The sequence below is a fragment of the Rhodopirellula halodulae genome (genome assembly GCF_020966775.1).
GTDB classification, from domain to species: Bacteria; Planctomycetota; Planctomycetia; order Pirellulales; family Pirellulaceae; genus Rhodopirellula; species Rhodopirellula halodulae.
On record NZ_JAJKFV010000007.1, the window covers coordinates 84,472 to 99,526 of the forward strand.

A 15,055-nucleotide genomic window follows, 5' to 3' on the forward strand; every position below is an offset into this window, starting at 1 on the left:
AAGCGAAGTTCCGGCGGCTCATTTCTTCACTCGTACAAGCTCGAATCGTCCGCTCGTGCGAGGTGGGGCATCACGAGCAAACGTCGCCGGTTAGCCGCTGCACCGCCGGCCGAGTGTTTCCACTCATCTGACCGCGAACTTGAGAACCCGAGGGTTCGCCGAGACATAGCGACATGTCCGCGGAAGACAAGTCCGTTTGGTCGCGACGAAACCACTTTGGTTGATGCTGATCGACCAGCCTGATCGATGATGAATCAGGGGGATTTCAGCCTGCTCGGGCTAGCGTGAACGGGACGTCCATCACACGGATTTGTGAGTGTCGATCCATCCGAGACACTTGGGCAAGTTCGCGAAGATTTGGCGAGCCAAGACTTCACCGTTTTGGACGGCGACGCTCATTTATAAGCCATTCACGGGCGTCCGGAATTCCCTTAGACGATTCTAAGTGAAATTTGGCGGAATGCTCTTTACTCGGACCCGGCCGAAATAATAATTCTCGCGATTACCAGGAACCACTTGGAGATCGCTGACTCCGGTTCATGGCCTTTTCTTCAGCACCGGATGACCTCCCCAATCTTTTAGGGAACCCTGCGGGCAACTCACGCCTTGCCAGTCCAGACGATGACGCCCTGACTTTCCTGATGGTCGATTCCGACCTGGGTTAGGTTGCGTCCCATCCCCAACTCCACATGAAAGATCCGTTCGTGAACGGCACGCTTGCATTGGTAGCTTTTGCTGCCTCCGTGTGCGCTGCGGCTATGGTCGAAGCGTACTGGTATCGTCGTCAACTTCTCAAAATTCCGTTTCGCATCCACGTCAACGGGACCCGAGGCAAATCATCGGTCACGCGTTTGATCGCGGCGGGTTTGCGCTCCGGAGGCATTCGGACGTGTGCCAAGACCACTGGCACATTGGCACGGATGATCCTTCCCGATGGCAAAGAGCTGCCGATCTTTCGGCCGGACCGCGCCAACGTCATCGAGCAAAAACGAATCGTTCAAACGGCGGTTGGACATCAAGCCGAAGCTTTGGTCATCGAGTGCATGGCGCTACAGCCTTTATTGCAATCGGTTTGCGAACTGAAGTTGGTTCGTTCGACTCACGGAGTCATCACCAACGCTCGTGCCGACCACTTGGACGTGATGGGACCGACCCGTTTGGATGTGGCACGTGCTTTGTCAGCGACAACTCCCATCGGCGGAACCATGTTCACGGCCGAGGACCGCGCGGACAGTTTGTCGGTGATGAAGAACGCTTGCGAAGATCGCGGTAGCAGTCTTTCCGTGACGACATCAGACGACGCGGGCGACGTGACCCAAGACGAGTTGGCTCAGTTCAGTTACCTCGAGCACGCCGAGAATGTTGCTTTGGCGCTCAAGGTGTGTCAGTCCATGGGCGTTGATCGCGAAGTCGCGTTGCAAGGCATGTGGGAAGCTCAGCCTGACCCCGGCGCGATGCGCGTGCACACTCAAAACGTTCACGGCAGACAGTGGCACTTCGTCAACGCGTTCGCAGCCAACGACCCTGAGTCGACCACACGTATCTGGGACGCGGCTTACAACTATTTCCCGGGTGCGAATCAGCGAGTGTTGATCATGAATTGCCGCGTCGACCGTGCGGACCGATCCACCACGATGGCGGAAGCCGTCGCGACGTGGGCACCCGCGGACCGGTACGTGATCATTGGTTCGGGAACAGACATTTTCCTGCGTCGTTTGCTGAAACGAGGCGTGCATCCGGACAAAGTTCTCTGTTTGGGAAATGCTTCCGGAACTGAGTTGGTTGAATCGGTGTTGGAATCATTCCGCCGCGAAGAGCGTTTGGCTCACACCGGTGGACCGCACTTCGGCGTTGGCACTGCGGTTGCCGAGTCGAACGGCGAAAACGAAACATCGGCCTTGATGTTGATGGGAATTGGCAACGTTGCCGGCCCAGGGATGGCATTGGCCGATCACTTTGGACAGGACCAGGGTTGGGAGCGTTTCCGCGAGCCTGTGACACGTCCAGCACGAGTCTTGGAGATGGTTTGAGATGGAATGGCTCGCCTTGTCGATCGGCATTGGGTTGATCGTCAGTTTGATTTTCACCGAAGCGTTTGGCCTCAGCGTCGGCGGGATGATTGTCCCGGGTTACTTGGCTCTCGCGTTTGATCAACCGGCGACCATCATCGCCACCATCGCAGCCGCGTTGGTGACCGCTTGGGTGGTCTACCAAATTGATCGTTGGGCGATTCTGTTTGGTCGACGACGTGTGGTGCTGACCATGGTGGTTGGTTTTGCCATCGCGGCAACGCTGCGTCACTTGGTCGAACTCACGTTCCCCGTGATGCCGGTTGGTGTGCCCGTGGAATCGGGAACATCGGCGGCAACGATGATGATGGCGGGAACAACGGTGATTGGTTTTGTCATTCCAGGGTTGGTCGCACTCTGGATTGCTCGCAGTGGCGTGGTGCAAACCTTGTCGCCGCTGGTGATTGCGACGTCTTTGGTCTATCTGGTCTTGGTGACCGCAGGTGTTGAAACGCTGGTATGAAGAAACTGTACTATCGCCCTCAGAAAATCTCGTCGGGCTCGTTGTTGTTCCTCGCTGCTCTTTCCGTGGTGACGGTTCTCGCACTGCGAGCTTTGCCGAGCAACATCACCGGATGGAGCACACTGGTTGCCGGAATGTATGGCATCCCGGATTTGAAGGATCGCATGCTGGAAGCATCGCTGCGAGCCGAAACCGCGTTTGATGCCATTCATTGCCGCCGCGTTGAGATGGGACATCCGTTGTTGGATGCTCAGGATCCCGCGGACACCGGCATGGTGGGGCCATCGATGTCAGTCGTGACGACCTTGCCAGGTCACTTGGCCGCCAAGCAAACGTCGATCAACCCAAACTTCGCCGCGGTGGCCATGCGTTTGCTGGTCGATGCGGGCGTGCGGCCTGGCGATCGAGTTGCCATTGGTTGCACCGGATCGTTTCCCGCGTTGAACATCGCCGTCTACAGTGCGGCTGAATCGCTGGGAGCTCGTCCCACCATCATCAGCAGTGCCGCGTCGAGCCAGTTCGGCGCGAACTCGCCCGACATGATGTGGCCGGACATGGAGAAGTTGTTGTTCGACGAAGGCATTTTGGCGTTCCGCAGTTTGGAAACGTCACGCGGTGGTTTTCGCGACCGCGCCGCGGGGATGAGCGACGACACACGCGCCGTGTTGGAAGCTGCCATCGAACGCAGCGGAGTTCCGTTGATGGATAGCGAAGACGACGCCGACGCGATTGAACGCCGCATGTTGGCCTATTCGAAGGCGGCCGAAGACGAAACGTACGCGGTTTACATCAATGTCGGTGGCGGTGATGCGTCCGTCGGTGGTACCGAAGGGAACGATAGCATCGGCGAAGGTCTGATCTATCCCAAGCAACTCGCGACGATTCAGAAAAAAGCCAGTTCACCCGAAGCCGTCGATTGCGTGGCCACTCGGTTCCTGGCGTCGGGCGTTCCGGTCATCAACATGATCAACGTGGTGGCTTTGGCCAATCAGTACGGCTTGCCCATCGCATCGACCACGAAAGTGGAAGTGGGCCAGGGGGCGGTGTTCACGATCATTGACCCGCGTCGCTTGCTAGCGTTGCTCGGAATCTTTTTCATCACCGCGGCGACCGCTGTTGTGGTGAAGCCGCCGCATCGATTGACCAACTGGTTGCAAAGCAAAGGCTGGTATGGAGAACAAGCCAAGGACCAGCCGCAATACATGGTCTAGTGAATGCTTGCCGCGTGAGCGAGTGGTCCGCGAGGACGCTCGCTCGCGTTTGTTCTGGGAACGCCCGAGGGTTGATCTTGGGTCGGATGGCCAGAGCGAACGAATGCGGTGCCTTTGGCTCGAATCGTTGTTCGCTGAGCGTCGCCTCTTGTTCCGCGAAAGTGACTAAAGCGGGAAGGCGTCTTCGTCTTCTTGTTCCGCGTACAGCGGCATGTGGCGGTAATAGACTTCCAGGATCATCGTTGCAAACGAGGTAGCGGCAAGACGCCCGCCCTCTTTCGGGCCGGTGTGGTTGTTCGCGTTGGGGAAGTACCAACTGCCTTTGCTGCCGCCGGATTGCGACTGCGATTCCACCAACCAATCACGCAGCTCCGTGTTGAATTTGTCCCACTCGGGACCACCGACATGCCGAAGGACTTGAGCGGCGTAGTAGTCGTAGTAGATGTTGTCTTTGCGGACTCCGATGTCCACCAATGCTTTCACGCCTTTTTGCAATCCAGGGTGATTCTTGTCCCAGCCCAAATACATCCGGCACAACAATCCCGCCGCGGTGCAAGCGGGACGGACGCGGGTCGATGGCGATTGGTAGCCGTACATGGCACCACCGTTGGACTGGACCTTGTCCAGAAACAAAGACGAACCGTTGATGGTCTGCGGTGGCACGATCAGGTGCCCCATGTGAGCACTCTTGAGCGCCATGACTTGCCAGCCAACCACCGACGTGTCGCCACCGGACGCTTCGCGAGGCCGGTACCGCCAGCCGCCATCGGCACACTGCGCGGTCACGATGAAGTTGATGGCTTGTTGAGTGGGGACGGCCAAAGCAGGATCTTCGGTCATCGCATAAGCTTCGCTGAGAACGATGGCCGCCAACCCATGCGAGTACATCCCGTTGCCAGCGGATTCAGACAGGTCCAACACCGGCAAACCACGAACCGTGCCTTTCTTGCCATTGGCGACCAAGAACAACAGTCCGGCGCGGACCACGTTTTTGAATTCGCCTGCGTAGTGAGTTTGTCCCGCGCCCAAGAACGGCAGCAACGCCATTGCCGTGGCCGCGTTGACCGCAGCGGCTCGTTTGGGCTCGCCGGGGTTTCCGCATTGCCCGTTGCAGACCAGGTTGTGTTGAAAGGTCCATCCGCCGTTGGGGGCTTGGTGCAATGCCAGCCACTTGAGCGCTTCGGTGACTGCGGCTTCGCTTGCCGCGGAACCACCGTACTCGCGGAGCAGCTTTTTCTTCATGTCAGCCGAGCGACTGTCGGTCGGCGTCATCATGACCGACGACAGCGTTTGCAGTGTCTGGGCCGCGGGAGCCATGTCGGATGCCAGATCCGTCATTTCCATGGGCACCGTGGCGACTTCCATCGGCACGTCGATTTGAAGCGTTTCACTGGTCTCGAGAGCTTCGGTCAGCTCAACGGGCTCGGTGAATTCTTCCATCTCCACCATTTCGCCAGGATCGATCTGTTCAATTTGGAACTCCTCGATCTCCGGTCCTTCCTCACCTGTCGCGGTCGCCGACAGAACGTTCACGATCTTCATCGGTTCGGCAAAGGTCACCAACCCGAGGATCAGGATCACACCCACATGGAACAAGGTGCTGATCAACCAAGCTGGAGCGGTCTTCAGAAAACCAAAACGTCGACGCGGCGCGGGTTCTTCTTGGGCGGGAACTTCGTCCGCCAAAACGGCGTCGACAATTTCGTCTTCAGGCAGGGACGTTTCCGATACCGTGGCCATTAATCGATCCGTGGAAGAAGTGTCTTGTTCTTTGCGTCTGCCTCATCTGACAATGGAACACGCTGCCGCGAGCTTTTGTCGATGGATTCGGAGGCGGGTGACCAGGAACGATGGACTCGTTCAATGATCCAGAGGCACAACGTTGAGAGGGCGAAATGCGGGCCGTCCTACAACGCGAAAAGGTGCCAGCTCCAAGGACTTCCATTGTAGCCGAAAGTCATCAAATCGCCGTCAAATGAAGCTTGGGTGAAAATAGAACGCGTCAATCGAAGGAATGTACCCGTCCCAATCCGCGCATCCCGCCCCTACGAAGATGAGTTGGGACGCACCCAACCCTCCATTGGGTAGGGCTGTGTGCCGCTTCCGCAACTGAAACCGCGACCAAATTGGATCAACGAGTCATGCGAGGAGGTTGCAACGATTTCAAACCGCGAAAACCAGTTACCAGGTCATCGATGGTCGACCCGCCAATCGACTCGATGTGCTCCCTCCAAGACTCATTCGGCGGAGGGGCGTTGTAACCCAACCCACCGGACATCGCCGCATCGATGGTCGCCATGTCGGCCACGCCATCGGCAAGGATCGCTTCGCTTTCGCGCCACATACAGATCGCGAAAAGTTGCGCGATTTGGTTTGGCGAGTCGGCCATCGCGGCCGCTCCAAAATCATCTCGTTCGTAACGCTGCACCAAAGCCTGGGCATCTTCGGAAAGAGAGTCGCTTGTTCGTTTACCACGATCGTAATCGTAGAAACCGGTTCCACTCGCGACGCCGCTGAGTTTTCGCTTGACCATCGCGGGCAACAATGGCGACGGATCCATTCGGTGGGGAAAGGCTTGCCAGACGACTCGTCCGCCGTCGAATGCGGTTCGTGGCCCGATCAAGTCAATCAGTTCCAGCGGCGACATGGGCATCCCGTAGAGCAAAGCTGCTTTGCGGATCGTCGAGGCGGGCACCCCCGCGCACAGCAACTGCATCGCCAAATTCAAATACGGTGCCAGCATTCGGTTGACCACAAACCCGGGAGCATCTTTCACTCGCAAAGATGCTTTCGCGAGGCTGCGGACATGAGCTTCGCAGAGCCGGATCACCTCATCGCTGGTTGCTGAATGCGTGATGATCTCCGCAGCGTCTCGACCAACAACCGGCATGAAGAAATGCATGCCGCAGAATCGGTTGTTGTGTTGGGATAAGCCCGACGCTATCTCGGCGATTGAAAGCGTGGATGTGTTGCTCGTCAAAACCGGTGGGCGAGAAAACCATGTTTCGGCTTCGGCGAAAAAGGCTTGTTTGATCGGCATCCGTTCGGCGATCGATTCAATGACCAGCCATTCGGGCAACGCATCCATGGAATGCTCCGGCGTTTGAGCTGCGTCATGCTGAGGCGGCATCAAATGAACGACGGGCAGCGGCACGTTGGCACCCCACGGTGCGGCGGAATCTGCGACTCCGTTGGTTCGGCTCAAGACTTCATCGCATGCATCCGACAGAACCGTGGCGTCTTGATCCGACAGCCACACTTCTTGTCCGTGCAACAAGTGGTCGGTGGCGATGGCGCGACCGACCACGCCCGCCCCGACCAACAGAACACGCAATGAGTCACCCACAATCAGCGGGGCTCCGGCTTGGTTTCCGCTGATGACGCCGGCGTGTTGTCTCCGGTGGTGTCGTCGGACGATTCATCCGCAGGCTTCTTTTTTGTCGTATCTGTTTTGATGATGGGAAGGATGGCTTCCGTCGGCGGTTCGGATGCGGTCGGATCATTCTCAAACTGAGGCACCAGTACCAAACGGACCGAGGTGGCTTGCTCGGGAATGCGTTCGGTGAAGGCGACGAAGAGCAGGTTGCCGGCTTGTGCACTGCTATCAAACGGAACGTCCAGCATGGCACTGCTGAAATTGGACACGCAGATCATGTCACCGGAATCGGCTGAGTAATGCGTCACCTTGTCGACGGGATCGGTCCAAAGCTGGCTTCCCGCAAAGACCCATTGTTCCGCCAGCGATTTCTTCGACTCGTTGTTCTGCACCCAAGTTCTCGCGTCGACCGCTTTGAAGTTGCCTTTGCCGTCTCGCCAAGTCACCCAAACGGCAACGGGTTGGCCCGTTGGCGGTTTGAACTCAGGATCGTAGGCGACGGGGGATCCGGGTTTTGCTCCTAATGCGAGCAAGGCCGCGTGCACTTCTTTGCTCTTGGCGAATGCGGCAACAACGGCTTCGTGTTCTTTGGTGCCAACCGGGCATGCGAACATTTCGAGCGCACCCTTTCGCATCGTGACGTAGCCGTCGATGTAAATGCGTTTCGCCTTTGGGTCAATCCAAAGGTCAGGAAGCTGCGTGATCTGTTTCGTGTTTGGTGGAGCCGCATACTTGTCCGCCATGGCTCGCATCTTGCGATCCCATTCTTCCAACTCAGCTTGGATTGCCGCATCGCTGTAGGGATCCGGATCCGTTGGCGAAGCGACTCCCAATGACCGTTCGTCGTCGGTCGCTTGTTTCGTTTCGGCATCCGCGGCAGCGGTGTCTTGAGCGATCGCGGGGGCACCGGCTGAAATCAACAGACTGATTGCCGCGAATCCGGTCAGCGTCCATCGAAGCACCGGATGCATCGATGGAGAGCAAATCGAGGCCGTGTATTGCCGCGGCGGGAAGGTCGCTTCGCAAGTGTCATGTGAACGAGACCGCGAAAAACAGTTGTCAAACATAGATTTGCTTCCATCACTCGAATGCGGGGAGTCAACAATCGGTGTCGTCGGGTTAGACTGCTACAGCGGTCGAATTCCTTTTTTCCGACCACCGATTATTCCCTGCGTAGCACCTCGGGTCCATGACACTGACCAAACCGCCATCGAAAACCAATCCGTCCAAAAAATCGGTCGTCGGGAATCCGTCGGGCTCGATGGATGCAGCAGGTTCGTCACCGTTGCCGGACGATGCATCGTGGCAGAAATTGCGAAAGAAAATTGTCGCCCGTTGGCAGCGCCATCCGGCTACCAAGACCTTTGGCGATGATGCGGTGGACGGCCAAGTCTATCTGTGGGGATTGTCCACTTTGTTGGACGGTGCCGTGGATCCGCTCAGTGAGCGTTTGGCTCGCTTGGCAACCGCGGACCCCACAATCCAAATCAATGATGCTGATCTGATTTCCGCTGCGGAGTTGTTCCTCGATGCTTCTCGCGAAGGTCGATCCGATTTGGCAAGTGATCTCGGTTGCGTTCTGTGGGCAGCGTCCTTGCCGGTGCTGACGCAAACGCTGCCGCTGGAGCTTTGGTGGAGCCTGTTGTCGGAACTGCAACGACGCGTCGCAGCGGCATTGGCACAGGATGAAACGCCGTCGCCTCACCACTTGTTCTTGGCGGGGGAAGTTGGTTTGACGCTGGCATTCCGATTGGCGGACATTCCCAGTTGTGCCTCGCGCGGCAAGGCGTCCGCATCAGCGGTGCAGGCTTACTTGGAAGATGACGAGGTGATCGAAGAAGCCCTGCGATCGCCGGAAGCGTTGCGCGTGATCATGGCATCCATCGTTCGTTGTGAACAACTGCTTCAGGGTGTCACCAAACGAAAGTTCAGAAAGTCTCATCAAGCCTCCGCCGAAGAGTTGGCTGGCTGGATCGCCGCAATGACTCGCGTTGATGGAACCCAAGTCTTCTCACGCACCGCAGCGCGGGAGGTGTCGTTGGACCATGTCGGACTTGTCTCTCGTTCAACGTCCAAAAAAACGACCGCCAAAGGTTCGGGCCGCAAATCAAAAGCGGTCAAGCCGACCGCACCCGCGGGTTTGATGGGGCGTGCGATGAAGTACGACACCGACTCGTTGATGCCAGCGTTCTCCGCTTCGTTGGGGCAGAGCCACAGTGGAGGCCGGTTGGCGTGGGAGATCTCGCTGCCGGAATCGATGTGGCATAGCGATGAAGCCAAAATCGTCGCCATGTTGCCCGAATGGGATGTTCGTCGCGGAAGAACCTACATCGACTACAGCGAAGAGGTGATGTCCGTCGAAATCATGGCCGGACGACGCACCATCTTCCGTGGTCCGTTGACAGCCACGGTCGAGCTGGACGGAGTGGTTCAATATCCCAGCGGACCATGGCATTCCACATGCGAGTACACCGACGACGATGTTCACTATTTGGAATTCGAACAAACCTACACCGGCGGTGTTGTCTTGCAGCGGCAATTCATGCTGATCCGCGATGATCGCTGCGTGATGGTGGCCGATGCGGTTTTACCGGCCCAAGCTGGGACGGCGTCGCAATGGGATCATTCGGCGGAGGACGAAACGTCGCCGGCCAATGCTCTCGCGTCGAGTTCCCCTTTTGGCGAATTGGCGGATGTGGCCATCCGATGTGTGACTCATTTCCCCGTGTCAGAAAAGATTTCAGTCATCCCGGATGAACAAACACGCGAGCTCTATTTTCACGACAGCAAACGCCGAGCGATGATGTTGCCTTTGCCGGCGTGTGAATGGCGAGTCGGACCAACTGACTGCACGGCCGAGCCAACCGAAGTGAGCCTGAACGAAGGTGGTGTTACCGCCGATTCGAAAGTGACTCACGGAGTCACCGTGGCAACACAAGGACTCGGGGCCGTTTACAGTCCTCTGTGGATTGACTTTCAATCACGTCGGTTCCACCGTAAACGAACGTGGCGCACGTTGACGGTTGCTGATGAGCTGCAATTGATCCCACGCAACGTTGCGACTGGTTTCCGGATTCAAATGGGCAGCGAGCAATGGATGGTCTACCGGTCGTTGGTCGGCAGACGTCCGCGATCCGTTCTCGGCAAACACTTGGTCGCGGATTTCTTCGCCGGTCGTTTCCATGCCAGCGATGGTGGCGTGGAAGAGTTGGTCACGGTGGACGACGCCGCACCCGAATGATTTCATTCACTGGTTCGTGATGCGACTCTTCGCGGGGGCGTCCATCAGGTTAACTTGAACGCTTCGCAAATTCGTTTGGCCGCTGCTGCTAACGCTGGATCGATTTGCCAATTCGCATGATCGCGGTCGCCGGCTTGGTTGCTGATGCCTCGAACGACCATGCAAGGCGTCTGGTGAAGTTGGCACGCCAACGCGACCCCAAATGCTTCCATGTCTTCGGCGTGAATTTCTGATTCGATGGTCGGAGTCAGCATGTCACGACGACGTTGTGCCATTTCAGGATCGGCGGAAGCGGCACAAACGCTCAACAACGTTCGTCTCGCGTTTGGGTGCGGTGATCGATCGTCAGCAGATGTTTGACGAGAGGGGACGCAAAGCGAAAGCCGGTCAGTGACTGCTTGAGATTGGTTCTGGTTGTCCGCGGCGATTTGAGGCCAACCGAGTTGACTGGCACTTTGAAAGGATGCACCTTCGCCCACACCAATCCCATCGCAGACGACGTCGTTAAACCAAGACGCGGAACCAACCGCGGCATCGGGATGCAGACTTCCCGCGATCCCCGCCAAGACGACTCGGTCCGGTTGGTGTTGGTGCAACCAGTGCATGGTGGAAGCGGCTGCGGCGACCAAACCGAAACCGCACAGTTCGATCTGCCAAGATTGCGATCGAAGCTGCGTTTCGTCGAGGTGCGATAACAAACCGCGTCGTTCGCCGGCGGTGGGAATCAGCAGTAGCGTACGATCAGCGTCCACCACGACGGATTTCCGAACCGGCAAAGCGAATTTGGAACCGATAGATCTTCTTGGTCACGCAAGTGATCTTGCCGGTCTCGATGTCGAAGTGATCCGGTGTTTCCGCCAGGTTGATGTTGGCCACCGCGCGGAAGCCGCGTTCGGCGAAAACATCAATGACCATCGCCAACGTGATGGGGTCTTCGAAAATGGAGTCTTCGCTGTTGACGACCGCCAGCCCCGCAATCGCGTGACGACGAACGATTGGCATGAATCGCGATTGGATGATTTCGATCACGTGATGGAACAATTCACGATGTTCCAGTTCATACCCATCCAAACGACGGACCAATTCTTGTCGAGCGTGAACACCAAGCTCTGACGCCAGCGGCAGATGTCGCACCGCGTCGTAGGTTTCCGGGTCCAGTTCCAACGATGACTGGTATTCCAGTTCGTTGCGAATATTGCGTTCCACTTCCGCGATGTCGCCGCCGGCGTCGATGAAGTGATAGTGGTAAATCTTTTTCAGTGACTGCAGCGCGTCCCACGTCTTCTCTTTGAAGACCCGGTAACGTCGCTTGGCCGCGGTTGGGTCCAAGTCTGTCAAACGCAGTTCCAACGGTTCGCCGTCGTTTTCTGTTTCGACGCGTTCGTTGTGCTCCGCAATTTTTCGACCGCGAAGCAATTGACGTTCGATACTGGTTTTCTCGTCGATGAATAGAACGACGGCGTGAACGGTTGGCTTTCGGAAATTGATCGCCAAAGGGGTCGAGTGATACTCGCGATAAAGTTGATTCATTTTCTGAACCAACAGGTGCAAGCATTCCACCTGAACGCGCGTTCGCGGAAATCCGTCCAAGATGCAACCGTCGCGGTATTCTTCTTCCAACAATTTGCGGAACAGGATCCCCACAACTTCGGTATCGCCGACCATGCCGCCGGCTTCTTTGATGCGTTTGGCTTCGGGCGTGTCCAACAAACTGCTGACCACGATCGGATCGCAAGTCAGACCGCGAGCTTTCGAGATGAAACCACTGTTGGTTCCTTTCCCCGATCCTGGAGCACCGCCAAGCAAGATCAGCTCTTTGGAGAACCGCAGATTTTCACGACCGATTTCTTCTTCCAGATCATTCCACACGTTGGTGAAGATCACATGGGCGTCTTTGACTTCGAGGTCTTCGACGGAGTGTTCCGACGCGGCGGCGACGGCTTGGTCCGTCACCAGTTGGGAAGCTTGGTCCTCAGCCATGTCGACGACCGTTTCAGGCAAATTCGCTTCGGAATTTGCAATTTCAGGGGCTTCGTCCAGTGGATCCATAGCGAGAACGGTCAGTCAATCAGGTCGTGAAATATGAAATGATCAGGCCGCATCGTAACCAAGGAGGCATCGATCGCGAAGCGTCGATCACTGCGGTGACGCAAGATGAACTACGGGATACGGCGAAAAATCCGTTGCGACCCGTAAGGCGACCGGTTGGGAAGGATCCGCCCCCGAACTGGGAACGCTTTCGAGCGTCAGCCATACCTTGTCTTTGCCTAAGATCTGGTTTCGCAGCACACGAGCAAATCCGGGTTCGATGCCCTCGCTGCGAGTCCCCATGACATCATCCGCGATTTCGCGAACGACGGGTTCCAAACGCTGTCCCGCCGCCCGTAACTTTTCGCGAGCGTCATCAGACGTCCATACGTTCACCCACACCTCTCGCAACCGTTGGTTCTCCACGACCGATTCAATCAAAATCGTTCGTAGCAATTCGCGGGCTTCCTCGTCTTGGATGACTTGCAGTGCCACATCGCCCATTCGGTCCCGCAGTGTTTCGTTGGCGGCTAGATCGCGAATGATGGCTTCGACGGCGACCGAGATTTCATCGAGATGGTTTTCCACGATCGGAACGACTTCTTGTTCCACGAACCGAGACCACTCTTCGCGAACGAGTTCTCGTTCCGGCAACGGCGAACTGTCGTACAACGCTCGCCAACCAAAACGCCACAACGAGGCACGCCCCCAAATTTCGCGACCGATGTTTTCGGCTGGTTCACGCCCGTGTTTCTGAAGCACGGGCAGAACTTCCGATCGGACCAACGGCAACATTTGCTCGTGCAAGATCTCTTCACGGAATCGTGATGTCAGCGATTCGATTTCGGGATGGTGACGATTCAGCGATGCCGACAATTCGGATTCGATGACCGGTAGACTCTGCCGGAACGTTTCGATGACGAGAGGCAGCATGGCATCGCTGATTTCACGCCCGTGTTCTCGCATCGCCAATGAGATTTTCTGAGCCAGTTGCTCTCGTTTGGGTTTGGGTAACAACGTGGCGAGGACGTCATCCAGTTTTCCGGAGGAACGATGCAGGGTCGCTTGGACCGAAGACGCATCCAAGTTGGTTGCCAACGATGAATCGCCCGTGGGATAGAACGCCAACGTCGCGGTTTGATTGGACAAGTCAACGGAACGAACATGCCCGACTTGCCGCCATTCGTTGGGAGAAGCAAACTCGTTCGAGGTTGTTTTATCCCCCGCTGATTTTGCGTTGTCGCCCGTGCTGGCAACGACTTTCGCGAAAGCCGCGTCACCGATGGAGAGCACTCCCTTGGGGTTGTCGATGGAAAGCGTTTCCGAGTGCGTCCAAATCGCGGAAACGGGCGACGGAGACTCCGGTTTGGACGACGCGATCAGCCAACCGCCTCCTGCCAGCACGCACGCCACCCAAAATGCAATCCCGATCATTCGTGCGGGTGACGACGTTTGGTTCAGTGAGGAACTCATGCGGATTCCTTTTTCAACGCACGAAGTCGGTCGACATAGACGGCCGCGATGATGATCACGCCAAGCAGGATGTTCTCAACATGGTTTTCAAGCCCAAGTGAGGTACATCCGTGAGCAATGACGCTCATGATCAATACCCCGCACAAGGTGCCCAGGACGCTGCCTCGCCCGCCCAGCAACGACCCGCCGCCAATCACCACCGCGGCAATGATTTCGAGTTCTAAGCCCATGCCTGCCGATGCGTCGCCTTTGCCCAACCGAGCAATGTCGACGCAGCCGGCTAGTCCAAAGAGAGCCCCCGCGACGGCGTAGACGAGGATCTTGGTTTGTCGAACCCGAACGCCGCACAGTCTGGCGGTTGCTTCGCTGGACCCAATGGCAAACACATGTCGCCCAAAGAGCGTTTGGTGCAGCAGCAACGCGGTGGAGATGGCGAGGACGATGGTCAACCAAACGCCCCAGCCGAAATTGGGGATCACCGGGTACGCGATCCATTCGGGTTGCGGGAACGGGGTCACCGCCGCCCACAACCATTCGGGGATGGATTCGGCGGGAGGCGTGATGGTGCCGCCTTGATCGGACAGGCTTTTGCCGAGGCCCATGAAGATGGTCATCGAACCCAGCGAGATGATGAAGGGCGTGAGTTTCAATCCCGCGATCAAGGCTCCATTGAACAGTCCACAAAGAGCTCCCGATGCCACCGCAAAGAACAACGCCGGAAGAATCGACCAGCCGCTGTCCAGTGCCAACGCGGCAACGCATCCGCACAACGCCGCAGCGGTTCCGGCTGAAAGATCGATGCCGCCGCTGATGATGATCAATGTCATTCCCAACGAGGCGATGCCGATCTTCACGCTTTGAACACCCACCAACCGAACGGAGGCCATCGATGCAAAGTTGCCATCACTGGCGGTGATCCATTCCGCGATGGCGAAGAACACGACGACGATCAGCAGCGCCAGCATTGGTCCCGCGGTATTCAATCCTCGTTTTAGCAACGGGTGGGCTTGTTGGAGCAACGGTCAATTCCTGAGATCGATCGTGGGAAATGGAGATTGGGAACGTCGAAGTCGAGTTCGCCGCGTGCAATGCATGAGGGATCGCGAAACGCAGCAGTGTAGCAGCGCAAAAGCTCCGGTTCATTCGGGTTGTGACACATGCGCTGGTGTCTTGGCAAACATGGCAAACCTTACC

Annotated in this window: 11 protein-coding genes; 4 read left to right on the forward strand and 7 right to left on the reverse strand. The window is 57.1% G+C overall.

Annotated elements, in window-relative coordinates:
- The first annotated feature begins 704 nt into the window (after positions 1-704).
- Genes pgsB through pgsW form a run of 3 tightly spaced genes read left to right on the forward strand, consistent with a single transcriptional unit; the run spans position 705 to position 3,743 of the window.
- Positions 705-2,030 carry a poly-gamma-glutamate synthase PgsB gene (gene pgsB / locus LOC70_RS05795; protein ID WP_230252465.1) on the forward strand — a complete coding sequence of 442 codons (1,326 nt, stop codon included), beginning with the start codon at positions 705-707 and terminating at the stop codon, positions 2,028-2,030.
- A gap of 1 nt (position 2,031) precedes the next feature.
- Positions 2,032-2,532 (forward strand): poly-gamma-glutamate biosynthesis protein PgsC, encoded by a 501-nt coding sequence (gene pgsC / locus LOC70_RS05800; protein WP_230252466.1) that lies wholly within the window; start codon positions 2,032-2,034, stop codon positions 2,530-2,532.
- Positions 2,529-3,743 carry a poly-gamma-glutamate system protein gene (gene pgsW / locus LOC70_RS05805; RefSeq protein ID WP_230252467.1) on the forward strand — a complete coding sequence of 405 codons (1,215 nt, stop codon included), beginning with the start codon at positions 2,529-2,531 and terminating at the stop codon, positions 3,741-3,743. The genes pgsC and pgsW overlap by 4 nt, the downstream gene beginning before the upstream one ends.
- Before the next feature lie 165 nt (positions 3,744-3,908).
- On the opposite strand, the gene LOC70_RS05810 is transcribed toward pgsW, so the two are convergent.
- From LOC70_RS05810 to LOC70_RS05820, 3 genes are all read right to left on the reverse strand, one after another.
- Positions 3,909-5,483, reverse strand: coding sequence for a hypothetical protein (locus LOC70_RS05810; protein WP_230252468.1), 1,575 nt, complete (start codon positions 5,481-5,483; stop codon positions 3,909-3,911).
- A gap of 391 nt (positions 5,484-5,874) precedes the next feature.
- Positions 5,875-7,077, reverse strand: coding sequence for a 3-hydroxyacyl-CoA dehydrogenase (locus LOC70_RS05815; protein ID WP_230252469.1), 1,203 nt, complete (start codon positions 7,075-7,077; stop codon positions 5,875-5,877).
- A 14-nt stretch (positions 7,078-7,091) separates the two neighbouring features.
- Positions 7,092-8,090, reverse strand: coding sequence for a YdjY domain-containing protein (locus tag LOC70_RS05820; protein ID WP_390889001.1), 999 nt, complete (start codon positions 8,088-8,090; stop codon positions 7,092-7,094).
- A gap of 218 nt (positions 8,091-8,308) precedes the next feature.
- Here LOC70_RS05820 and LOC70_RS05825 point away from each other — a divergent pair, with 218 nt between their 5' ends.
- Positions 8,309-10,360: a hypothetical protein gene (locus tag LOC70_RS05825; protein ID WP_230252472.1), complete on the forward strand. Its 2,052-nt coding sequence runs from the start codon at positions 8,309-8,311 to the stop codon at positions 10,358-10,360.
- Positions 10,361-10,404: 44 nt separating this feature from the next.
- Here LOC70_RS05825 and mqnB read toward each other — a convergent pair whose 3' ends face one another.
- The 4 genes from mqnB to LOC70_RS05845 all read right to left on the reverse strand — a co-directional run bounded on the left by mqnB (position 10,405) and on the right by LOC70_RS05845 (position 14,826).
- Positions 10,405-11,112 (reverse strand): futalosine hydrolase, encoded by a 708-nt coding sequence (gene mqnB, locus LOC70_RS05830; RefSeq protein WP_230252474.1) that lies wholly within the window; start codon positions 11,110-11,112, stop codon positions 10,405-10,407.
- Positions 11,102-12,409, reverse strand: coding sequence for a nucleoside monophosphate kinase (locus tag LOC70_RS05835; protein WP_230252476.1), 1,308 nt, complete (start codon positions 12,407-12,409; stop codon positions 11,102-11,104). Before LOC70_RS05835 ends, mqnB begins: the two co-directional genes overlap by 11 nt.
- A gap of 87 nt (positions 12,410-12,496) precedes the next feature.
- On the reverse strand, positions 12,497-13,861 hold the full coding sequence (locus LOC70_RS05840; RefSeq protein WP_230252477.1) for a hypothetical protein: 1,365 nt from the start codon (positions 13,859-13,861) through the stop codon (positions 12,497-12,499).
- Positions 13,858-14,826: an ABC transporter permease gene (locus LOC70_RS05845; RefSeq protein ID WP_306796886.1), complete on the reverse strand. Its 969-nt coding sequence runs from the start codon at positions 14,824-14,826 to the stop codon at positions 13,858-13,860. The genes LOC70_RS05840 and LOC70_RS05845 overlap by 4 nt, the downstream gene beginning before the upstream one ends.
- Between the last annotated feature and the right edge of the window lie 229 nt (positions 14,827-15,055).